The sequence below is a fragment of the Faecalibacterium sp. An121 genome (assembly GCF_002160915.1).
GTDB lineage: Bacteria > Bacillota > Clostridia > Oscillospirales > Ruminococcaceae > Faecalibacterium > Faecalibacterium avium.
Window position 1 is genome coordinate 1 of sequence record NZ_NFLM01000024.1, and the last position, 21,143, is coordinate 21,143.

Genomic DNA, 21,143 nt, shown 5'->3' on the forward strand with positions numbered 1-21,143 from the left:
CCTTGGCAAGGTGGCGCTCTACCAGATGAGCTACGGCCGCATATGGTGCCTCCGATCGGAATCGAACCAATGACACGGGGATTTTCAGTCCCCTGCTCTACCAACTGAGCTACAGAGGCGCACCGGACGTTGATTATTATACCGCAAAATCCGGATTTGTAAAGGGGGAATTTCAATTTTTTTCAAAGAATTTGAAAACCGGCGTCCGTACGAATCAATTCCAGGCCCAAAGATGCCATGGATTTGACTTTTGGCCGCCGGATATGCTTAAATGGACTCTTGAAAGCAATGTGAACGATGATTTGCCGGAGGAATGACATGGCAAAAAAACAGGAATACGGCAACGAGAGCATCACTTCCCTCAAAGGAGCGGACCGGGTCCGCAAGCGCCCCGCGGTCATTTTCGGCTCGGACGGGGTGGAAGGATGCGCCCATTCGATCTTTGAGATCATATCCAACTCCATCGACGAGGCCCGGGACGGCTACGGCAAGACCATCCACGTCACCCGCTGCAAGGACGGCAGCGTGCGGGTGGAGGACTTTGGCCGGGGCATGCCGGTGGACTGGAACAGCGGCGAGGACCGCTACAACTGGGAACTGCTGTTCTGCGAGATGTACGCGGGCGGCAAGTACGGCGAAGGGGAGGACAACTACGAGTACAGCCTTGGCCTCAACGGCCTGGGCCTGTGCGCCACCCAGTATGCCTCGGCGTGGATGACCGCCGATATCTACCGGGACGGCTTCCACTACCACCTGGACTTCGCGAAGGGCGAGAACGTGGGGGGCCTGCACAAGGAGCCTTACAAGGGCCGCCGCACCGGCAGCATCATCCACTGGAAGCCGGACGACGAGGTGTTCACCGACATCCAGGTGCCCGCCGGCTATTATAAAGATGTGCTGCGCCGCCAGGCGGTGGTGAATGCGGGGCTGACCCTGACCTTTACCGACGAGCTGGAACCGGACCCCGCCACCGGCAAGCCCTGGCAGGAGAGCTACTGCTACCAGAACGGCATCGCCGACTATGTGCAGGAGACGGCGGGGGAGGACGCTTTGACCCCCGTCTTTACCTGCGAGTCGGAGGCGTCGGGCCGGGACCGGGAGGACCAGCCGGAATATAAAGTAAAGATGAGCGCGGCCTTCTGCTTTTCCAACCGGGTGCAGATGCTGGAATACTACCACAACTCCTCCTGGCTGGAGCACGGGGGCAGCCCCGAGCACGCGGTGCGCACCGCCTTCGTCTATCAGATCAACAAGTATCTCAAGGACAAGGGGATGTACAAAAAGGGGGAGAGCGCGGTCAGCTTCCAGGACGTGCAGGACTGCCTTGTGTATGTGTCGTCCAGCTTCTCCACCCGCACCAGCTATGAGAACCAGACCAAGAAGGCCATCACCAACAAATTCATCTCCCAGGCCATGACCGACTTCCTCAAGCACTATCTGGAAGTGTATTTTCTGGAAAAGCCCGAGGAGGCCCAGAAGATCTGCCAGCAGGTGCTGGTGAACAAGCAGAGCCGGGAGCACGCCGAAAAGACGCGCCAGAGCATCAAAAAGACCCTCTCCACCCAGATCGACCTGGCCAACCGGGTGCAGAAGTTCGTGGACTGCCGCACCAAAGACCCCGCCCGGCGGGAGCTGTATATCGTGGAGGGCGATTCGGCCATGGGCGCGGTCAAGACCAGCCGGGACAGCGAGTTCCAGGCCATCATGCCCATCCGGGGCAAGATCCTCAACTGCCTCAAGGCGGACTATGCGCGGATCTTCAAGTCGGACGTCATCGTGGACCTCATCAAGGTGATGGGCTGCGGCATCGAGCTGGGGGGCAAGTACAACAAGGAGCTGGCCACCTTCAGCCTGTCCAACCTGCGGTTCAACAAGATCGTCATCTGTACCGATGCGGACGTGGACGGCTACCAGATCCGCACCCTGGTGCTGACCATGCTGTACCGCCTGACCCCCACCCTGATCCAGGAGGGGTATGTGTATATCGCCGAGTCGCCCCTGTATGAGATCACCACCAGGGACCAGACCTGCTTTGCCTACACCGAGGCCGAGAAGGCCGCCTTTTTGAAGAAGATCGGGGATAAGAAATACACCATCCAGCGCTCCAAAGGTCTGGGCGAGAACGACCCCGAGATGATGTGGCTGACCACCATGAACCCCGCCAGCCGCCGGCTGATCAAGGTGATGCCCGCCGACGTGGCCGAGACGGCCCGGGTGTTCGACATCCTGCTGGGGGACAACCTGGCCGGCCGCAAGGACCACATCGCCGCCCACGGGGCCGAGTATCTGGACGAACTGGACCTGTCCTGACCGGAAGGGCACTGAGAGAAAGAAGGAGCTATGCCGAAAAAGAGCGCGAAAAAAACATCCGGGCCGGTGCGGCCCCAGCTGGGGGAAGGGGTGCAGATCCTGAATGCGGGCAGCGTGCTGGAGGACCCCATCACCCGCACCCTGGAGACCAACTATATGCCCTACGCCATGAGCGTCATCGTCTCCCGGGCGCTGCCCGAGATCGACGGCTTCAAGCCGGCCCACCGCAAGCTGCTGTACACCATGTACGGCATGGGCCTGCTGAAAGGCCCTCGCACCAAGTCCGCCAACATCGTGGGCGCCACCATGCACCTCAATCCCCACGGGGATGCGGCCATCTATGACACCATGGTGCGGATGGGCCGGGGCAACGAGAGCCTGCTGGTGCCCTTTGTGGACAGCAAGGGCAACTTTGGCAAGGCGTACAGCCGGGATATGTCCTGTGCGGCGGCCCGCTACACCGAGGCCCGGCTGGAGCCGGTGTGCGAGGAGCTGTTCCGGGACATCGACAAGGAGACGGTGGACTTTGTGCCCAACTACGACGGCACCACCACCGAGCCCACTTTGCTGCCGGTGACCTTCCCCACCATCCTGGCCAACAACACCCTGGGCATTGCGGTGGGTATGGCCTGCAACATCTGCTCGTTCAATCTGGCCGAGCTGTGCGCCGCCACCGTGGCCCTCATCAAGGATCCCCGGCACGACATCGGTTCCACCATGCCGGCCCCCGACTTTGTGGGCGGGGGACAGATCCTGTATGACGCAGCCCAGATGCAGGAGATCTTTGAGTCCGGCCGGGGCAGCGTGCGGGTGCGGGCCCGCTGGCGCGCGGTGCCGGGGGAGAACATGGTGGAGATCACCCAGATCCCGCCCACCACCACGGTGGAGGCGGTGATGGACAAGATCACCGAGCTGGCCAAGGCCGGCAAGCTGAAAGAGCTGAGCGATATGCGGGACGAGACCGACCTGAACGGCCTCAAGCTGACGCTGGACCTCAAGCGGGGGGTGGACCCCGGTAAGCTGATGGCAAAGCTGTTCCGGCTGACCCCGCTGGAGGACAGCTTCAGCTGCAACTTCAACATCCTGGTAGGGGGCAGGCCCCGCGTGATGGGGGTGCGGGAGATCCTGCAGGAGTGGACGGCCTTCCGCACCGAGTGCGTGCGCCGCCGCACCTACTACGACCTGCACGGCAAGGAAAAGCGCCTGCATCTGCTGGAGGGCCTGGCGGCCATCCTGCTGGACATCGACAAGGCGGTGCAGATCATCCGCCAGACCGAGGAGGAAGCCGAGGTGGTGCCCAACCTGATGATCGGCTTCGGCATCGACGAGGAGCAGGCCGAATATGTGGCCGAGATCCGGCTGCGGCACCTCAACCGGGAATATATCCTCAAGCGCACCGGCGAGATCGACCAGCTGAAAGCGGACATCGCAGACCTGGAGGACATCCTGGCCAAGCCCGCCCGCATCCGGCGGATCATCGTGCAGGAGCTGAACGCGGTGGCCAAAAAATACGGCCAGCCCCGCCGCAGCGAGATCCTCTACGACCTGCCCCAGGAGGAGGCCGAGGCCCGGGAGGAGGTGCCCGACTACCCGGTGACGGTGTTCTTCACCCGGGAGGGCTACCTCAAGAAGATCCCGCCCCAGAGCCTGCGCACCGCGGGCGCCCACAAGCTGAAGGAAGGGGACGAGATCGTGGTGCAGGCCGAGGCCCGCAACAACCTGGAGGCCCTTTTCTTCACCGACCGCCATCAGGTGTACAAGATCCGCCTGGCTGAGTTCGAGGACGGCAAGGTGGGGCAGATGGGGATCTACCTGCCCACCCGTCTGGGGATGGAGGAGGGGGAGAACCCCATCGCCATGGTGCTGACGGGGGATTACAGCGGCTGGATGCTGTTCTTCTTTGCCAGCGGCAAGTGCGCCAAGATCCCCCTGTCGGCCTACGCCACCAAGCAGAACCGCCGCAAGCTGCTGCGGGCCTACTGCGACAAGGAGCCTCTGGCGGCGCTGCTGTTCGTGCCGGAGGAGACCGACATCGCCATCCGCACCAGCGCCGGGCGTCTGCTGCTGGCCGGCACTGCCCAGATCGCCGAAAAGTCCACCCGGGACAGCCAGGGCGTGGCGGTGGTGACCCTGAAAAAGAACCAGTCCATCACCTCGGTGCGGCCGGCGGCCGGCATCGACCTGGCCGACCCCCACCGCTACCGTGTGCGCACCCTGCCTGCGCTGGGCGCGCTGCTGCGCGGGGAGGACATCGCCGAACAGCAGACCATGGAGTGACGCAAATGACCCCCGCTTTCTCGTCAGGAAAGCGGGGGCTGTGTTATTTATTTTATTTGCTTATTTGTGGTATTTCATGCCGGCGTTGATGGTGCAGGCGCGGTAGAGCTGTTCGGTCAGCACCAGGCGGGCCAGCTGGTGGGGCAGGGTGATCCGCCCCAGGCTGATGCGGGCCGCGGCCGCCCGCTTGACCTGGTCGGACAGCCCGTGGGACGAGCCGATCACAAAGGCCACGTCCCCGGCGCCGCTGCCCGCCCTTTGGGCCAGCAGGGCGGCGATGTCCTCGCTGGAGACCAGCTTGCCTTCCACGCACAGGGCCACCAGGGCCTGCCCCTTGCGCAGGCTGCCCAGGATGGCCTTGCCCTCTTTGTCCAGGGCCCGGGCCACCAGGGCGGGGGAGGCGTTCTTTTCTTCGATCTTCTCCTCGGGCAGCTCCACCACCCGGAAATGGACGAAGGCCGAAAGCCGCTTGGCGTATTCCGCCACCCCCTCGGCGCAGTACCGGGCATTCAGCTTGCCCAGGCAGATCAGGTCGATGTTTTGCATAGCGCCCCCTTGCCGTCCGGCCTCACAGCACCCACTCGCCGTTTTCAAACAGGGCCACCGTCTCGCCGGCGCGGGTGCGGCCGGTGATGCGGGTGTCCTCTGCGCCGATCATCACGTCCTCGTGGATGAGGGACTGGTTCATGCCGCGGGCCAGGAGCTGCTCCTCGGTCAGGCCGGCGCCGCCCCGGGTGGTGCCGGGATAGCTGGCCCCGAAGGCGATGTGGCAGGCGGCGTTCTCGTCAAAGAGGGTGTTGCAGAAGATGACGCCGCTGCGGTTGATGGGGCTGGAGGCGGGGACCAGGGCCACCTCGCCGATGTGGCGGGCGCCCTCGTCGGTGTCCAGGATCTCGCCCAGCAGAGCCTCGTTTTCCTCGGCGCCGTAGGCGGTGATCCGGCCCTTCTCAAAGGTGACGTGGAAGCCCCGGATGGTCTGGCCGTTGTGGATGTAGGGCTTGGTGCCGTACGCCACGCCCTCCACCTTGTCCCGGTGGGGCGCCGTGAACACCTCCTCGGTGGGGATGTTGGGCAGGAAGGGCACCCCCTTCTCGCTGACGCTGCCGGCGCTCTCCCAGACGGCGCCGTCGGCCAGCCCCACCGTCAGGTCGGTGCCGTTGCCGCTCTCGAACCGCACCGATTCCAGATCCAGCCGGTTCAACTTGTCCCGCAGCCCGGTCAGACGGTCCAGATGGGCCTTCCACGCCCCCACAGGGTCCCCGCCGGTGACCCGGCAGGTGTCGAAGATGAGCTGCCACAGCTTTTCGACGGCGTCGTCCCGGGACAGGCCGGGGAAGAGTTTGCGGGCCCATGCCGCCGAGGGCATGGCCGCGATGGACCACTGGACCCGGTCGTTCATGGTGTAGCTGCGCCAGGGGGCCAGGGCCTTGCGGCGGGCGGTGCTCACCCGGCTGACCTTGCCGGCGTCCAGCCCGGCCAGGGCTTCGGGATCGTCGGCCAGCAGGTTGAGCACGCAGACCCCGCCTTCGCTCTCGGCGTAGTCCAGGTAGCTGCGCAGCAGGTAGGGCTTGACGTCGCACAGGGCCTCCTCGGCCCCTTTTTCCAGGCGGATGCGGGTGAGGGCGTCGTCGCTCCAGTCCACCCGCACGTCCCGGGCGCCGGCGTCAAAGGCGCTGGCGGCGCACAGACGGGCCAGGGGGGCGGCCTCCAGCGGGGCGCCGATGATGAGGGTCTGCCCCGGCTGGACGTTGCAGCCCACCCGCACGATGAAGTCGGCGTATTTGGCTAAAAGCGTATCGAAATGTTCCATGGGTCGGATTTCCTTTCTGCATTCGGGGTGGTTTTGGTATCAGTATAACCCAAAGGGCCCGGCGGCACAAGACGCCACTTGTGTTTTGGCCCGGGTCATGGTAAAGTAGAGGGGTACACGCCCGGGGTGCGCCCGGGCTCCACGCAGCGACGCGGCAAGCCAGCCGCGGACGGAAAGGAATGGAATACTATGGAACACAGCGAAAAGACCCTTGATACGATCGTGGCCCTGTGCAAGAACCGGGGCTTTGTCTTTCCCGGGTCGGAAATTTACGGCGGCCTGGCCAACAGCTGGGACTACGGCCCTCTGGGCGTCGAGTTCAAGAACAACGTCAAAAAGGCGTGGCTGAAGAAGTTCGTCCAGGAGAGCCCTTATAATGTGGGCCTGGATGCGGCCATCCTGATGAACCCCCAGACCTGGGTGACCACCGGCCATGTGGCCAGCTTCTCGGACCCCCTGCTGGACTGCCGTGCCTGCAAGGCCCGCCACCGGGCCGACAAGCTGATCGCGGACGAGTTCCCCGACGTGAACGTGGACGCCATGAGCTTTGATGAGATGGATCAGTTCATCGCCGAGCATCCCCAGGTGGTCTGCCCGGTCTGCGGCAAGCACGATTTCACCCCCATCCGCAAGTTCAACCTGATGTTCAAGACGGCCATCGGCGTCACCGAGGACAGCTCCTCGGTGTGCTATCTGCGGCCCGAGACGGCCCAGGGCATCTTTGTCAACTTTGCCAACATCCAGCGCACCACCCGCCGCAAGCTGCCCTTCGGCGTGTGCCAGGTGGGCAAGGCCTTCCGCAATGAGATCACCCCGGGCAACTTTACCTTCCGCACCCGGGAGTTCGAGCAGATGGAGTGCGAGTTCTTCTGCAAGCCGGGCACCGATCTGGAGTGGTTCGCCTACTGGAAGGAGTTCTGCAAGAACTGGCTGCTGAGCCTGGGCATCAAGGAGGAGCACCTGCGCCTGCGCGACCACGAGGCGGCCGAGCTGGCTTTCTACAGCCGCGCCACCACCGACATCGAGTACGCCTTCCCCTTCACCGACTGGGGCGAGCTGTGGGGCATCGCAGACCGCACCAACTACGACCTGGGCCGCCACCAGGAAGCCTCGGGCAAGAGCCTGGAGTACTACGACGCCGAGACCGGCGAGCACTATATCCCCTACGTCATCGAGCCGTCCCTGGGCTGTGACCGTGTGGCCCTGGCCTTCCTGTGCGAGGCCTACGACGAGGAGCGCCTGACCGACGCCAAGGGCAAGGAGGACGTGCGCACGGTGCTGCACCTGCACCCGGCCCTGGCCCCCTACAAGTGCGCGGTGCTGCCCCTGAGCAAGAAGCTGGCGCCCAAGGCGATGGAGATCCGCAACGAACTGTGCAAATACTTCATGGTGGACTACGACGAGACCGGCTCGATCGGCAAGCGCTACCGCCGTGAGGATGAGATCGGCACCCCCTACTGCATCACGGTGGACTTCGACACGGTGGGCGACGAGGCCAAGGGCATCGCTGCCGACGGCTGCGTCACCGTCCGCGACCGCGACACCATGGAGCAGGTGCGTATGCCCATCACCCAGCTGCGCGCCTGGCTGGAGGAAAAGATGGCGTTCTAAAAGCCCCGGCAGGCGGGCCGAAATGTCCTGCGCGCGGGTCCTCTGCCGCCCTGTGCCGGGCGCGGGGGACCTTTTTGGCGCGCGGCGCGGGAAAATACCGGCGCCTTTTGGCTCCACACTCTTGCATATTCCGCCGATGTGTGGTATATTCTGATAGTACGAATACACGATTGAATGGAAAGTGGGCCGCAAGGTCCGCTTTTCTTGTTTGATATGGAGGTTTTCAACATGGCGAAGCAAGCGAGCGGGAATACCGCGCAGCGCGTGGAAGCGCTGGTGCGTCCCATCGTCGAGGACATGGGACTGCGGCTTTGGGACGTGGTATTTGAAAAAGAAGGTCCGGAATGGTATCTGCGGGTACTGATCGACCGGGACGGCCCGATGGACACCGATACCTGCGCCGCCGTGTCCCATGCGCTGGACCCGGTGCTGGACGAGGTCGACCCCATCCCCCAGAGCTACTATCTGGAGGTGGGCTCCCCGGGTCTGGGCCGCCGGCTCACCCGGCCTGAGCACTACGACGCCCTGACCGGCCAAACGGTGCGGCTGCGGCTGTACCGGCCCGACGCGGCAGGCCGCCGCCAGCTGGAAGGCGTCCTGACCGGCCGCCAGGGCGGCGCCGTCACCCTGGACACCGCCGAGGGCCCCGTCACGGTGGAGCTGACCGCGGTCAGCAAGGCCCAGCTGTGCGACGATGAGGACTTGTTTTAATCAACATATTGGGAGGAATACCGAAAAATGGCAGGCAACAATGAATTCTTCGAGGCCCTCACCATGCTGGAGCATGAACGGGGCATCACCGCCGAATATCTGATCGAGAAGATCCGGGCGGCGATCGTGATCGCCGTCAAAAAGAACTACGATGTGGAGGACGACAACGTCATCGTGGAGATCGACCCCGCCGCAGGCGCCTTCAACGTGGCCCTGGTGCAGGACGTGGTGGCCGACGAGGATTGGGAGAACGAGCACACCCAGCTGCCCCTCAGCAAGGCCCAGACCCTGCGCCGCACCTACCAGGTGGGCGACCGGGTGATCACCCCCCTCAAGACCCGGGACTTCGGCCGCATCGCCGCCCAGACCGCCAAGCACGTCATCCGGCAGGGCATCCGGGAGGCCGAGCGCAGCCAGCAGCTCAGCGAGATCCAGTCCAAGAGCCACGACATCGTCATGGCCACCGTCACCCGCGTGGACCACGAGCGGGGCCTGGTGGCCGTGGATATGGGCAAGGGCGGCGAAGCCGTGCTGCCCCGCAGCGAGCAGGTGCCGGGCGAGAGCTACACCGAGGGCCAGCAGCTGCAGGTCTATGTCATCGACGTGGCCGCCACCGAGCGCGGCCCCCGCGTCATGATCAGCCGCACCCATCCCGGCCTGGTCAAGCGCCTGTTCGAGCTGGAAGTGCCCGAGATCTTCGACGGCACGGTGGAGGTCAAGGCCATCGCCCGGGAGGCCGGTACCCGCACCAAGATGGCGGTGTCCAGCCGGGACGCCAACGTCAACCCCGTCTCGGCCTGCATCGGCCCCCGCGGGGACCGTGTGGCCGCCGTGGTGGGCCATCTGCACGGCGAGAAGATCGACATCGTGCAGTGGAGCGACGATCCCGCCGCCTTCATCGCCTCGGCCCTCAGCCCCGCCAAGGTGCTGAAGGTGGAGCTGCTGCCCGGCGAGAGCCGCTCGTGCCGGGTCACCGTCCCCGACAACCAGCTCAGCCTGGCCATCGGCAACAAGGGCCAGAACGCCCGCCTGTGCGCCCGGCTGACCGGCTACAACATCGACATCCGCCCCGAGAGCGGCTACTATGGCGAGGAGCCCCAGGAGGAGCCCAAGGCCGAGGCCGAGGCCCGGCCCGCGCAGGCAGACCCTGAGGCGGCACCCGCCGCCGAATGACGGGGGAGGGACGTGTGATGCCGCAGCACAAGCCGCAAAAAAAGATCCCCATGCGCCAGTGCGTGGGCTGCCAGACCAGCCGCCCCAAAAAGGAGCTGGTGCGGGTGGTGCGGGGTCCCGACGGGACCATCTCCATCGACACCACCGGCAAAAAGCCGGGCCGGGGCGCGTATCTGTGCCCTGACCCCGCCTGCCTGGCCAAGGCGCAGAAAAAGAAAGCCCTGGAGCGCAGCTTTGAACAGCCCGTGCCCGCAGGGGTCTACCAGCAGCTGGCCGACCAGCTGGCCGCCGTCCAGAAGGAGGGAACCGATGCCCAAAGCTAAAGCTGCGCCCAAGCCCGCCATGCCCCCCGAGGACGCTTTGTTCCAGGCCCTCAGCCTGTGCCGCAAGGCGGGCAGGCTGGTGATGGGGTTTGACGCCGTGGAGGAAGCCGCCCTCAGCGGCAAAGCCTGGCTGGCGCTCACCGCCGCCGATGCCAGCCCCAAGACCGCGAGCCGCCTGCGCGCGAGCATCGGCGACGTGGTGGACGTGCTGGCCCTGCCTTTGACCATGGAGCGGCTGGCCCCCCTGGGCCGCCGGCCCATGGCCGTATGCGCCGTCACCGACCGCAACCTGGCAAAGCTCTGCTATGACCGGCTGCAGGCCTGCGGCGCCATCAAATACGAGGAGGATATAAGCGAATGATCGTAAAATATAAAGTCACAGATTTTGCAAAGGACACCGGCCTTTCGGTCAAGAAGATCCTCGACACCTTGACCCAGGCCGGGATCAAGGACAAAAAGAACAGCTCCACCCTGGAAGAAAAGGAGCTGAACCTTTTGCTGGACCGTCTCAGCAGCCAGAACAGCGAGGCGGACCTGTCGGCCTTCCTGAACAGCGCCCGGCCCGAGCCCAAGGCCGCCCCCGCCCCCGCCGCCAAGAACGGCCAGAAGGGCGCCGGCAGCAGCGGCGGCGCCAAACAGGGCGCAAAGCAGCAGCCGGCCGAAAAGCACAAGCCCGCGCCCCAGGCCCACAAGAAGCGGGACGAAAAGACCGTCTCCCTCAGTGAGCTGGGCCGGGAGACCGGCACCAAGGCCTCTGCCGCCGAATCGGTGCAGGTCAAGCGCCAGGACAACCAGGTGACGGTGGATACCCGCACGGTGGATGTCAACGTGGACCGCTTCGACGTGCGTTACGACGACCTGGCCTCCACCAAGAACACCGAGAACCGCCGCAAGCCCACCCCCCAGGGCAACAAGCAGAAGTTCACCCAGCGGGGCCAGCGCCAGCGCCAGCAGTACCAGAAGGGCAAGCGGGAGACCGAGGCCGAGCGGATGCAGCGCATCCAGCTGGAGAAGGCCCGCAACGCCCAGCTGAAGGTGTCCATCCCCGACGAGATCACGGTGGGTGAGCTGGCCGCCCGGCTCAAGCAGCAGGCCGGCAAGGTGATCGCCAAGTTCATGCAGATGGGCGAGATGCACGCCATCAACGACGTCATCGATTTCGATACCGCCTCCCTCATCGCCGAGGAGTTCCACGCCAAGGTGGAGCACGAGGTGCACGTCACCATCGAGGAGCGTCTGTTCGAGCCGGAGCAGGACAACGAAGCCGATCTGCAGCCCCGTCCCCCGGTGGTCTGCGTCATGGGCCACGTCGACCACGGCAAGACCAGCATCCTGGACGCCATCCGCAAGACCAACGTCACGGCCGGCGAGGCCGGCGGCATCACCCAGGCCATCGGCGCGTACCAGGTCAAGGTGGGGGATGACCTGATCACCTTCCTGGATACCCCCGGCCACGAGGCGTTCACCTCCATGCGTGCCCGCGGCGCCAACATGACCGACATCGCGGTGCTGGTGGTGGCTGCCGATGACGGCATCATGCCCCAGACCATCGAGTCCATCAACCACGCCAAGGCCGCCAACGTCAAGGTGATCGTGGCCATCAACAAGATGGATAAACCCACCGCCAACCCCGAGCGGGTGATGGAGGACCTGACCAAGTACGGCCTCATCGCCGAGGACTGGGGCGGCGATACCGCCTGCATCCCGGTGTCCGCCCTCACCGGCAAGGGCATCAGCGACCTGCTGGAGCGCATCGCCCTGGAGGCCGAGGTGATGGAGCTGAAGGCCAACCCCAACCGCCGCGCCAAGGGCGCCGTGGTGGAAGCCCGCCTGGACAAGGGCCAGGGCCCCATCGCCACCCTGCTGGTCCAGAACGGCACGCTGCACATCGGCGATGTGCTGATCGCCGGCACCGCCGTGGGCCGCGTGCGCACCATGCGGGACGACAAGGGCCGTTCCATTGCCAACGCCACCCCCTCCACCCCCGTGGAGATCACCGGCCTGACCGCCGTGCCCGAGGCGGGCGACCTGTTCGAGGCGGTGGCCGACGAGCGCCTGGCCCGTGAGCTGGCCGAGAAGCGCGCCGCTGCCGCCAAGGAGAAGCAGTTCTCCGCCTTCCAGAAGGTCACCCTGGATAACCTGTTCACCCAGATGGCCCAGAACGACATGAAGGAACTGGCCATCGTGGTCAAGGCCGACGTGCAGGGCTCTGCCGAGGCCGTCAAGCAGTCGCTGGAGAAGCTGTCCAACGAGGAAGTGCGGGTGCGGGTCATCCACGCCGGCGTGGGCGCCATCAGCAAGTCGGACGTGGACCTGGCCGACGCATCCAACGCCATCATCATCGGCTTCAACGTCCGCCCCGACAACATCGCCAAGGAGGCCGCCGCGGCCACCAAGGTGGAAATGCGGATGTACCGCGTCATCTACGACGCCATCAACGATGTGTCCGATGCCATGAAGGGCATGCTGGCGCCCAAATACCGCGAGGTGTCCCTGGGCGAGCTGCAGGTGCGCCAGGTGTACAAGATCAGCAGCGTGGGCACCGTGGCCGGCTGCCGCGTCACCTCGGGCAAGATCACCCGGGACAGCAAGATCCGTGTGGTGCGGGACGGCATCGTCATCGCGGAGGACGAGATCGCATCCCTGCGCCGCTTCAAGGACGACGTCAAGGAAGTGGCCGAGGGCTACGAGTGCGGCGTCACCCTGGCCAAGTTCTCGGACGTGAAGGAGGGCGACGTGTACGAGGCCTTCCGGATGGAGGAGTACCGCGACTGAGCGCTCCCCGGACCAAGAGCATGACGGGCCGTTTTTCGCGCGCCGTGAGAAGGGAGAAAAGCTATGTCTGAAAAAAATATGGGCCGTCTGGCCCAGGATATGAAGCGGGAGCTGATCGCCATCATTTCCCGCCTGAAGGACCCCCGCCTGGAGGGGGGCCTGCTGACCGTCACCCGGCTGGATGTGACGGCCGACCTGGATGTGGCCAAGGTGTATGTCAGCGTCATGGGCCATGAGGGCGGCCCCGCCCCGGTGGTCCAGGCCCTGAACGGGGCCGCCGGCCATGTGCGCACCGAGCTGAGCCGCAAAATGCACATCCGCAAGGCCCCCCGGCTGGTGTTCGTGGAGGATGACGGCGCGGCCTATGCCGCCCACATCAACCAGCTGCTCAAGGACCTGAAGGTGGATGAGGACGGTCCCGCAGAGGATGCGTGACCCTGCGCCGGAAAGGATGACGACAGCTATGACCCAATCCATGCATGTGGAACAGGCCGCTGCCCGGCTGCTGGAAGCTGGGCAGGTGCTGATCCTGTGCCACAAGAACCCCGACGGGGATACCATCGGCTGCGGCGCCGCCCTCTGCCATGTCCTCAACGGCATGGGCCGCCAGGCGGCGGTGCTCTGCGCCGACCCCATCCCGCCCCGCCTGTCCTTCACCCGGCCCAGGCTGTTCCGGGGCGAGTTTGTCCCGGATCTGGTGGTGGCGGTGGATGTGGCAGGGGTGGCCCTGCTGGGGGATGCGGGCCTGATGCCCGCTTACAGCCGCCATGTGGATCTGTGCATCGACCACCATGCGGGCAACGGAGGCTATGCCGACTGCACCCTGCTGGACGCCTCGGCGGCAGCCGCGGCCGAACTGCTGTGGGAGGTGCTGCAGGCCATGGGGGCTGAGATCACCCCGCTGGTGGCCGACTGCCTGTACACCGGCCTTGCCACCGACACCGGCTGCTTCCGCTTTGCCAACACCACCGCCCGCACCCACCGGGTGGCCGCCGGCCTGATCGAGGCCGGGGCCCGGGTGGAGGAGCTGAACACCATCCTGTTCGCCACCCGGAGCCGGGGCCAGATGGAGGCCGAGCGGATCGCCCGCAGCCACCTGACCTACGAGCTGGAGGGCCGGTGCGCCGTCATCTGGCTGGACCGGGACGAGACGGCCGCCAGCGGCGCCGACCCCGCCGACCTGGACGAGCTGACCGCCCTGCCCATCGGCATCGAAGGGGTGCAGGTGGGCCTGACCTTCCGTCAGCTGCCCGGCGGCAGCTGGCGGGTCAGCATCCGCACCGCCAAAGGGGTGGACGCCTGCGCCATCGCCCGGCGTCTGGGCGGCGGCGGGCACCTGCGGGCCGCAGGCTGTGAACTGCTGGGCACGCTGGACAACGCCCGGCAGGCGGTGCTGGCCGAGGCCCGGGCGGTGCTGGACGCCGGCGAGGAGGCCCGGCCATGATGCAGGGGATCCTTGTGGTGGACAAGCCCGCCGGCTGGACCAGCTTTGACGTCATTGCCAAACTGCGGGGGGTGCTGGGCACCCGCAAGCTGGGGCACAGCGGTACGCTGGACCCCATGGCCACCGGGGTGCTGCCCGTGTTCTGCGGCTCTGCCAGCAAGGCGGTGGACCTCCAGCTGGACCATGACAAGACCTACCGGGCCGTCCTGCGCCTGGGCTGCCGCACCGATACCGGGGACGTCACCGGCAGGGTGCTGGAACAGCGCCCCGTCACGGGGGGAGAGAAGGAGCTGCTGGAGGTACTGCCCCGGTTCGTAGGGCCCCAGATGCAGACGCCCCCCATGTACTCGGCGGTGAAGGTGAACGGCCAGCCCCTCTACAAGGCGGCCCGCCAGGGCCTGGAGGTGGAGCGCAAGCCCCGGCCCATCCAGGTCTACGCCATCGAGTACCAGGGCAGCCCGGCCCCCGGGGAATACACGCTGCTGGTGCGCTGCTCCAAGGGCACCTATATCCGTACCCTGCTGGAGGAGATCGCGGCGGCCATGGGCCAGCTCGGCACCATGAGCGCGCTGCGGCGGGTCCGGGCGGGCCTTTTTGCCGAGGCCGACGCCCACACCATGGACTGCATCCTGGAGGCGCGGCAGCAGGGGACGCTGGAGGCGCTGCTGCTGCCGGTGGAGCGGGTGTTCGAGCCGCTGCCGCTTTTGACGGCGGACGCGCGGGTGGCCGCCCATCTGATGAATGGCTGCCCCACCAGCCGCTATCCGGCCCCGGACGGGCGATACCGGGTGCGGGACGCCGCCGGCGCCTTTCTGGGCCTGGCCAATGTGACAGGCGGGGTGCTGCGCGTGGAAAAACTGTTTGTGGAGCGGGGCTGACCCGGGCCGCCGCTTGCTGAAGATATAAAGAGGAACTATGCAGATCTATCCAACCATGTCCCCCCTGGATCTGGGGGACAAGCAGGGCAGCGCGGTGGCTTTGGGCTACTTCGACGGCATCCATCTGGGCCACCGTGCGGTGATCGGCGGGGCGGTGGACTGGGCCAGGGCCCATGGGGCCGCTCCGGCGGTGTTCACCTTCCAGCTGCCGGCCGGCAGCAAGATGAAGGGCCGCCGGCTGCTGTCCACCGAGGACAAGCACCGGATCATCGCCGGCCTGGGGGTGGAGCATTACCTGGTCCCCGCCTTTGAGGACATCCAGGCCATGACCCCCGAGCAGTTCGTGCGGGGGCTGGTGACCGATTGCCGGGCCAGGGCCCTGTTCTGCGGGGAAAACTTCACCTTTGGGGCCAAAGCCGCCGGCGACCCCGGCCTGCTGCGCCAGCTGTGCGCCCCCCTGGGCGTGGAGGTATATGTCCAGCCCATGGCCCAGTTCGAGGGCAAGCCGGTCTCCTCCAGCCGCATCCGCTCTGCCCTGGAGGGAGGCGACATCCCCGCCGCCAACGCCATGCTGGGCGCGCCCTATGCCATCCGGTTCCCGGTGCAGCATGGGGCAGGGCTGGGCCGCACCCTGGGTGTGCCCACCATCAACCAGATCTACCCCGCAGGCTACCAGCTGCCCCGGTACGGCATCTACATCACCCGCACCACCATCGGAGGGGCCAGCTATCCTTCGGCCACCGGTCTGGGCTCCCGGCCCACCGTCAACGACGATCCCGCCAAGGTCACCTGCGAGACCTTCATCCCCGGTTTCTCGGGCGATCTGTACGGCGCGGACCCGGTGGTGGAGTTCTTTGCCTACCTGAGCCCCAGCAAAAAATTCGATACCCTGGACCAGCTGCGGGACTGCATCCAAAACGCCGCCCGCCGCGCCCAGGAATATTTCCAATAAACAGCGTGTCGAAAAACGACACGCTCCAGGGGGAACCCATTTCTGCCCGCATACGCGGGTCAGAAATTCCTTCCCCCTGGTATCCCCCTGGGGACAAAATTTAGCGCTGAACCGCGCACTCGGCCTTACGGCCTCGCACACTCTCAGCGCCAAATTTCCCTGTATGTGTCCCATCCATCCGCACATGTCGGCTGGACGGGACTTTTTTGACAGTCTGAAAAAATCCCGCTGCTTTTGGAGCAGCGGGCTTTTTGCGTCTTGCGGTCAGGTCCAGAGGCTGGGGTTGTGCCAGCGCGCGTCTAGGGCGGCGCTGAACAGCCGTCCGTTCAGCACCGTGCGGATGGTCACCTCTTTGGCGTGGGGGGTGAGGGCGCCGTCCGCTTCCATGGCGTTCAGGATGCCGTCGCAGCCGGCGGGGGCGGGCCGGATGCACGCATCCAGCGTCCGGTCATCGGCGTCCAGTACCAGGGCTTCGGGGCGGTCGGCGGTCCAGGGCTGCCAGGCGGGCAGAGCGTCGGCCCGGGGCGTCCCGGTGCGCAGGAAAGCGCCCACCGCCTGGAGGAAAGCGTCGCTCATGGCGGCAAAGCCCGCGCTCGAAAGGCCGGCCAGGCCCGCCAGGTCGTTTTCGTCCGACAGCATGGGCAGGCAGATGCCGTGGTAAGAGCCAAGGCCCAGGGCATGGATGGGGCTGCGGCTGTCCGGCGCGCCGTAGGCGATGCGGCACAGCCAGATGGGGGCGGCGTACCCGCCGTCGGTCAGGGTCCGGGCGGCGGCGGGCCCGTTGTACAGCTGGTAGAGCTCGGAGCCATACCCGACGGCCCACTGCCGGGCCGCCGCGGCCTCGCCGGCCGTGAGGCCCTGGGCCTGGTAGAAGTCGGGGAAGGGGTTGAACAGGCTGAACTCGGTGCTGGCGGTGGCCAGCAGCAGGGGGACGGCGTTGCAGGCGCCCCGGGCAAAACCGTCCCGGGGCAGGGTGACCCCGTCGGCGTACAGATGGGGGAAGCTGCTCATCCGCAGATCGCCCCCGTCGGGCATCTGCATACAGATGCGGGCGGGGTCCAGATCGTACAGCCAGCGGCGCACCTCCTCCCGGTCCTCCAGCAGCCAGCCGAAGGCGGTCTCCGGGTCGGGGCACAGGCCGTCCTCCACCGCCAGCGGGGCAAAGGCCCGCGCGATCTGCCGGGCGCTGGCCTGGGGGTCCGCCGCCGACAGTCCCCCGGACAGGGACACCGCCTTGTGGAACCGCCCGGCAAAGCAGGGGCTGGCCAGCATGGCCAGCACGTCCCGGCCGCCCGCCGAAAAGCCCATGGCGGTGACGTTGCCGGGGTCCCCGCCAAAGGCGGCGATGTTGTCCCGCACCCAGTCAAAGGCTTTGGCCGCGTCCAGCAGGGCGTAGTTGCCGGTGCTGTCGGGGCCGTTCTGGAGGGCGGGCAGACAGTTGAAGCCCAGCAGCCCCAGCCGGTATCCCACCGACACAAAGACGCAGCCGGCCCGGGCGGCCAGCTTGGCGCCGGACATCTCCCGGGTGGAGCCGGTGCGGTTGCCGCCGCCGTGGAAATACACCACCACCGGCAGCTGCGCGGCCCCGTCGGGGGCGTAGATGTCCAGCCGGAGGCAGTCCTCGACGCCCACAGGCATCCCGTTGCAGGGCTGCAGGGCCAGGGGAGCGGGGGCGGTGCAGTCCAGAGGCCCGGTCCAGGACGCGGGGTCCTGGGGCGGCTGCCACCGCAGCAGCCCGGCGGGCGCGGCGGCATAGGGCACCCCATACCAGACAAGGGCCCCGTGGGCGGTCTGCCCGCCCTGCACCTGGCCCCAGCGGGTGGGGCGGAGGGTCCCCCGGAGGGGCTGCGGGCCGGGGGCGGCTTGGGCCGGGAGCTGCGGCGCGGCCCACAGGCCGGCCGCGGTGAGGGCGCCCGCCTTCAAAAAGCTGCGCCGGGAAAATGCATCGTGCATGGAACAGGTTCCTTCCTTTCGGATAAACTACATATAGTATACCGTGTTTGGGCCCGGACGCAAGTGCGTTTTGGGGCCAAAGGCGCGGACAGAAAAAATTGTTTCAACAAATCCCGTTCCGGACGCTTGCTTTTTGTGTGCATTTTTGCTATACTATCCACGTTACCGCGGCGCAGCGCTGGGAGTATGCCCACAATGGGAGGACCGGTTCCCACCGCCTCGTCACGGCAGAATTCATGGAAAGAGGTAGATACAAATGAACAAACAGGAAGTTATGGCCAAGGTCGCCCTCAACGAGAAGGACACCGGCTCCCCCGAGGTGCAGGTCGCTCTGCTGACCGCTCACATCAATGAGCTGAACGAGCACCTGAAGAAGAACCCCAACGATCACCACAGCCGCCGCGGTCTGCTGAAGATGGTCGGCCGCCGCCGCAATCTGCTGGCTTACCTGCAGAAGAAGGATGTGGAGCGCTACCGCGCCCTGATCGCAACGCTGGGTCTGCGCAAGTAATTACAATGAACGAGGGGCAGGCGCCATGCACAGGTGCCTGCCTTTTTGTTTTGGCCCCCGGGGTATGGATCAAACATCGGTAAGCAGGGCCGCCGCTGCGTGTTGCAGCAGTAAATCGAGGGCCCAAGCTGCGGCTTGGGCGCTGGACTTATTGCTATAGCCCGCGGCGGCCGGCCTTGGAAGGCAGGCGCCCAGAGCGCCTGGATGAACAAGGAGGTAACTAGATGGCAATCGAATTCGGCTCCCGCAAAGAGACATTCCCCCACTACAAGGTCTACGAGATGGAACTGGCCGGCCGCCCCTTCAAGGTCGAGATGGGCAAGATGTGCGGCCTGTCCAACGCCAGCGCCCTGATCCGCTACGGTGAGACGGTGGTGCTGTGCAACGTCACCATGAGCCCCAAGCCCCGGGAAGGGGTGGACTTCTTCCCCCTGAGTGTGGAATACGAGGAGAAGCTCTACGCTGCGGGCCGCATCCCCGGCAGCTTTATGCGCCGTGAGGGCCGTCCCGGCGAGCGCGCCATCCTGACCAGCCGTGTGGTGGACCGCCCCATGCGCCCCCTGTTCCCCAAGGAGATGCGCAACGACGTCTGCATCACCATGACCGTCATGAGCCTGGACCCCGATTGCAGCCCCGAGATCGCCGGCATGATCGGCGCGTCGCTGGTGACCGCCGTCTCCGAGATCCCCTGGAACGGCCCCATCGCCGGGGTGCAGGTGGGCCTGGTGGAGGGCGAGATCGTCCTCAACCCCACCTATGAGCAGCGGCAGGTCAGCGACCTGGCCCTGACGGTGGCCGGCACCATGGACAAGATCGTCATGATCGAGGCCGGCGCCAACGAGGTGGACGAGGACACCATGCTGCAGGCCATCAAGGACGCCCATGTGGAGATCAAGAAGGTGATCGCCTTCATCAACGGCATCGTGGCCGAGCGGGGCAAGCCCAAGGTGCAGTTCCAGACCGCGGGCATCGACATGGATATCTTCCACGCGGTGCGGGACAAGTACCTGGACCGCTTCAAGGCTGCCATGGACACCGATGACAAGAACGTGCGGGACGCGGCGCTGCTGCCCATCCTGGACGACATCGCCGCCGAGTACCCCGACCTGTCCGCCGCCGACCTGGATCTGATCAGCTACAAGATGCAAAAGCAGATCGTCCGCCGCTGGCTGCTGGACGAGGGCAAGCGGGTGGACGGCCGCGGCATCAACGAGATCCGGCCCCTGGCCGCCGAAGTGGGCATCCTGCCCCGGGTCCACGGTTCGGGTATGTTCACCCGCGGCCAGACCCAGGTGCTGACCACCTGTACCCTGGGCGGCACCAAGGACAGCCAGACCATGGACGATTTGACCGACGAGCAGACCAAGCGGTATATCCACCACTACAACTTCCCGCCCTATTCGGTGGGCGAGGCCCGTTCGCCCCGCAGCCCCGGCCGGCGTGAGATCGGCCACGGCGCCCTGGCCGAGCGCGCCCTGGTGCCGGTGCTGCCCTCGATGGAGGACTTCCCCTACACCATCCGCTGCGTGTCCGAGGTGCTCAGCTCCAACGGCTCCACCTCCCAGGCTTCCATCTGCGGCTCCACTCTGGCCCTGATGGATGCGGGCGTGCCCATCAAGGCGCCGGTGGCCGGCATCAGCTGCGGCCTGATCACCGAGGGCGACCGCTGGATGACCATGCTGGACATCCAGGGCGTGGAGGATTTCCACGGCGACATGGACTTCAAGGTGGGCGGCACCCGCAAGGGCATCACCGCCATCCAGATGGATATCAAGATCGACGGCCTGACCTACGAGATCATCGCGGACGCCTTTGAGAAGTGCCGCAAGGGCCGGCTGTATATCCTGGATGAGATCATCAAGCCGGTCATCGCCGAGCCCCGCCATGAGCTGAGCCGCTGGGCGCCCAAGATGTTCAGCATCGTCATCCCCACCGACAAGATCAAGGACGTCATCGGCAAGGGCGGCAAGGTGATCCAGGAGATCTGCGCCAACTGCAACTGCAAGATCGACGTGCAGGAGGACGGCCACGTCTTTGTCTCGGCCATCGACCAGGAGGACGCCAAGCGGGCCATCTTCACCATCAAGACCATCGTGGAAGATCCCGAGATCGGCGCCATCTACAAGGGCAAGGTCACCCGCCTGATGAACTTCGGCGCCTTTGTGGAGATCGCCCCGGGCAAAGAGGGCCTTGTGCACATCTCCAAGCTGGACACCAAGCGGGTCGAGCGGGTGGAGGATGTGGTGGCTGTGGGCGACGCCATCGTGGTCAAGGTCACCGACATCGACCAGCAGGGCCGCATCAACCTGTCCCGCCGGGATGCCATCATCGCCCTGGAGGCCCGCAAGCACGGCCAGAAGGACTGAACCTGACCAGCTGACGGCCATACAAAGCATACCGACCGCCCCTTCTTTC

Annotated in this window: 17 protein-coding genes and 1 tRNA gene; 14 read left to right on the forward strand and 4 right to left on the reverse strand. The window is 65.8% G+C overall.

What is annotated here, in order from left to right; all coding sequences use genetic code 11:
- Positions 1-43 precede the first annotated feature (43 nt).
- Positions 44-119: transfer RNA gene (locus tag B5E66_RS11020), tRNA-Phe, on the reverse strand.
- A gap of 199 nt (positions 120-318) precedes the next feature.
- Here B5E66_RS11020 and B5E66_RS11025 point away from each other — a divergent pair.
- Both B5E66_RS11025 and B5E66_RS11030 read left to right on the forward strand, forming a co-directional pair.
- Positions 319-2,310, forward strand: a complete 1,992-nt coding sequence (locus B5E66_RS11025) for a DNA gyrase/topoisomerase IV subunit B (RefSeq protein ID WP_087232929.1) — start codon at positions 319-321, stop codon at positions 2,308-2,310.
- 30 nt (positions 2,311-2,340) lie between these two features.
- Positions 2,341-4,587 (forward strand): DNA gyrase subunit A, encoded by a 2,247-nt coding sequence (locus B5E66_RS11030; protein WP_087232932.1) that lies wholly within the window; start codon positions 2,341-2,343, stop codon positions 4,585-4,587.
- A 60-nt stretch (positions 4,588-4,647) separates the two neighbouring features.
- On the opposite strand, the gene B5E66_RS11035 is transcribed toward B5E66_RS11030, so the two are convergent.
- Both B5E66_RS11035 and B5E66_RS11040 read right to left on the reverse strand, forming a co-directional pair.
- On the reverse strand, positions 4,648-5,133 hold the full coding sequence (locus B5E66_RS11035; protein WP_087232935.1) for a 23S rRNA (pseudouridine(1915)-N(3))-methyltransferase RlmH: 486 nt from the start codon (positions 5,131-5,133) through the stop codon (positions 4,648-4,650).
- Between the two features lie 22 nt (positions 5,134-5,155).
- On the reverse strand, positions 5,156-6,397 hold the full coding sequence (locus tag B5E66_RS11040) for an aminopeptidase (RefSeq protein WP_087232938.1): 1,242 nt from the start codon (positions 6,395-6,397) through the stop codon (positions 5,156-5,158).
- Positions 6,398-6,586: 189 nt separating this feature from the next.
- Here B5E66_RS11040 and B5E66_RS11045 point away from each other — a divergent pair, with 189 nt between their 5' ends.
- The 10 genes from B5E66_RS11045 to ribF all read left to right on the forward strand — a co-directional run bounded on the left by B5E66_RS11045 (position 6,587) and on the right by ribF (position 16,264).
- Positions 6,587-8,008: a glycine--tRNA ligase gene (locus B5E66_RS11045; protein WP_087232941.1), complete on the forward strand. Its 1,422-nt coding sequence runs from the start codon at positions 6,587-6,589 to the stop codon at positions 8,006-8,008.
- 228 nt (positions 8,009-8,236) lie between these two features.
- Positions 8,237-8,719 (forward strand): ribosome maturation factor RimP, encoded by a 483-nt coding sequence (locus B5E66_RS11050; RefSeq protein WP_087232944.1) that lies wholly within the window; start codon positions 8,237-8,239, stop codon positions 8,717-8,719.
- A gap of 27 nt (positions 8,720-8,746) precedes the next feature.
- Positions 8,747-9,892 (forward strand): transcription termination factor NusA, encoded by a 1,146-nt coding sequence (nusA, locus tag B5E66_RS11055; RefSeq protein WP_087232947.1) that lies wholly within the window; start codon positions 8,747-8,749, stop codon positions 9,890-9,892.
- Between the two features lie 17 nt (positions 9,893-9,909).
- A complete protein-coding gene (gene rnpM, locus B5E66_RS11060) occupies positions 9,910-10,215 on the forward strand; it encodes an RNase P modulator RnpM (RefSeq protein WP_087232950.1) in 306 nt (101 codons plus the stop codon).
- The gene (locus tag B5E66_RS11065; protein ID WP_087232953.1) at positions 10,202-10,576 is read left to right on the forward strand and encodes a L7Ae/L30e/S12e/Gadd45 family ribosomal protein; all 375 of its coding nucleotides are present in this window, start codon (positions 10,202-10,204) and stop codon (positions 10,574-10,576) included. The genes rnpM and B5E66_RS11065 overlap by 14 nt, the downstream gene beginning before the upstream one ends.
- Complete coding sequence (gene infB / locus B5E66_RS11070; protein ID WP_087232956.1) at positions 10,573-12,990, forward strand: translation initiation factor IF-2; 2,418 nt, start codon at positions 10,573-10,575, stop codon at positions 12,988-12,990. The genes B5E66_RS11065 and infB overlap by 4 nt, the downstream gene beginning before the upstream one ends.
- A gap of 63 nt (positions 12,991-13,053) precedes the next feature.
- Complete coding sequence (gene rbfA, locus B5E66_RS11075; RefSeq protein ID WP_087232959.1) at positions 13,054-13,425, forward strand: 30S ribosome-binding factor RbfA; 372 nt, start codon at positions 13,054-13,056, stop codon at positions 13,423-13,425.
- Between the two features lie 28 nt (positions 13,426-13,453).
- Positions 13,454-14,434 carry a DHH family phosphoesterase gene (locus tag B5E66_RS11080; RefSeq protein WP_242956025.1) on the forward strand — a complete coding sequence of 327 codons (981 nt, stop codon included), beginning with the start codon at positions 13,454-13,456 and terminating at the stop codon, positions 14,432-14,434.
- Positions 14,434-15,312, forward strand: coding sequence for a tRNA pseudouridine(55) synthase TruB (gene truB / locus B5E66_RS11085; protein WP_087233004.1), 879 nt, complete (start codon positions 14,434-14,436; stop codon positions 15,310-15,312). The genes B5E66_RS11080 and truB overlap by 1 nt, the downstream gene beginning before the upstream one ends.
- A 37-nt stretch (positions 15,313-15,349) precedes the next feature.
- Positions 15,350-16,264 carry a riboflavin biosynthesis protein RibF gene (gene ribF, locus B5E66_RS11090; RefSeq protein ID WP_087232965.1) on the forward strand — a complete coding sequence of 305 codons (915 nt, stop codon included), beginning with the start codon at positions 15,350-15,352 and terminating at the stop codon, positions 16,262-16,264.
- A gap of 264 nt (positions 16,265-16,528) precedes the next feature.
- Here the strand turns inward: ribF and B5E66_RS11095 are convergent, their stop codons facing one another.
- Positions 16,529-18,217, reverse strand: coding sequence for a carboxylesterase family protein (locus B5E66_RS11095; protein ID WP_087232968.1), 1,689 nt, complete (start codon positions 18,215-18,217; stop codon positions 16,529-16,531).
- 256 nt (positions 18,218-18,473) lie between these two features.
- On the opposite strand from B5E66_RS11095, the gene rpsO reads away from it, so the two are divergent.
- Positions 18,474-18,728, forward strand: coding sequence for a 30S ribosomal protein S15 (rpsO, locus tag B5E66_RS11100; RefSeq protein WP_087232972.1), 255 nt, complete (start codon positions 18,474-18,476; stop codon positions 18,726-18,728).
- Positions 18,729-18,952: 224 nt separating this feature from the next.
- Positions 18,953-21,094 carry a polyribonucleotide nucleotidyltransferase gene (locus B5E66_RS11105; RefSeq protein WP_087232975.1) on the forward strand — a complete coding sequence of 714 codons (2,142 nt, stop codon included), beginning with the start codon at positions 18,953-18,955 and terminating at the stop codon, positions 21,092-21,094.
- Positions 21,095-21,143: the final 49 nt, after the last annotated feature.

Coding starts and splice junctions, on each gene's coding strand:
- B5E66_RS11025 (WP_087232929.1), top strand. CDS start 319: ATGGCAAAAAAACAGGAATACGGCAACGAGAGCATCACTTCCCTCAAA.
- B5E66_RS11030 (WP_087232932.1), top strand. CDS start 2,341: ATGCCGAAAAAGAGCGCGAAAAAAACATCCGGGCCGGTGCGGCCCCAG.
- B5E66_RS11035 (WP_087232935.1), bottom strand. CDS start 5,133: ATGCAAAACATCGACCTGATCTGCCTGGGCAAGCTGAATGCCCGGTAC.
- B5E66_RS11040 (WP_087232938.1), bottom strand. CDS start 6,397: ATGGAACATTTCGATACGCTTTTAGCCAAATACGCCGACTTCATCGTG.
- B5E66_RS11045 (WP_087232941.1), top strand. CDS start 6,587: ATGGAACACAGCGAAAAGACCCTTGATACGATCGTGGCCCTGTGCAAG.
- B5E66_RS11050 (WP_087232944.1), top strand. CDS start 8,237: ATGGCGAAGCAAGCGAGCGGGAATACCGCGCAGCGCGTGGAAGCGCTG.
- nusA (WP_087232947.1), top strand. CDS start 8,747: ATGGCAGGCAACAATGAATTCTTCGAGGCCCTCACCATGCTGGAGCAT.
- rnpM (WP_087232950.1), top strand. CDS start 9,910: ATGCCGCAGCACAAGCCGCAAAAAAAGATCCCCATGCGCCAGTGCGTG.
- B5E66_RS11065 (WP_087232953.1), top strand. CDS start 10,202: ATGCCCAAAGCTAAAGCTGCGCCCAAGCCCGCCATGCCCCCCGAGGAC.
- infB (WP_087232956.1), top strand. CDS start 10,573: ATGATCGTAAAATATAAAGTCACAGATTTTGCAAAGGACACCGGCCTT.
- rbfA (WP_087232959.1), top strand. CDS start 13,054: ATGTCTGAAAAAAATATGGGCCGTCTGGCCCAGGATATGAAGCGGGAG.
- B5E66_RS11080 (WP_242956025.1), top strand. CDS start 13,454: ATGACCCAATCCATGCATGTGGAACAGGCCGCTGCCCGGCTGCTGGAA.
- truB (WP_087233004.1), top strand. CDS start 14,434: ATGCAGGGGATCCTTGTGGTGGACAAGCCCGCCGGCTGGACCAGCTTT.
- ribF (WP_087232965.1), top strand. CDS start 15,350: ATGCAGATCTATCCAACCATGTCCCCCCTGGATCTGGGGGACAAGCAG.
- B5E66_RS11095 (WP_087232968.1), bottom strand. CDS start 18,217: ATGCACGATGCATTTTCCCGGCGCAGCTTTTTGAAGGCGGGCGCCCTC.
- rpsO (WP_087232972.1), top strand. CDS start 18,474: ATGAACAAACAGGAAGTTATGGCCAAGGTCGCCCTCAACGAGAAGGAC.
- B5E66_RS11105 (WP_087232975.1), top strand. CDS start 18,953: ATGGCAATCGAATTCGGCTCCCGCAAAGAGACATTCCCCCACTACAAG.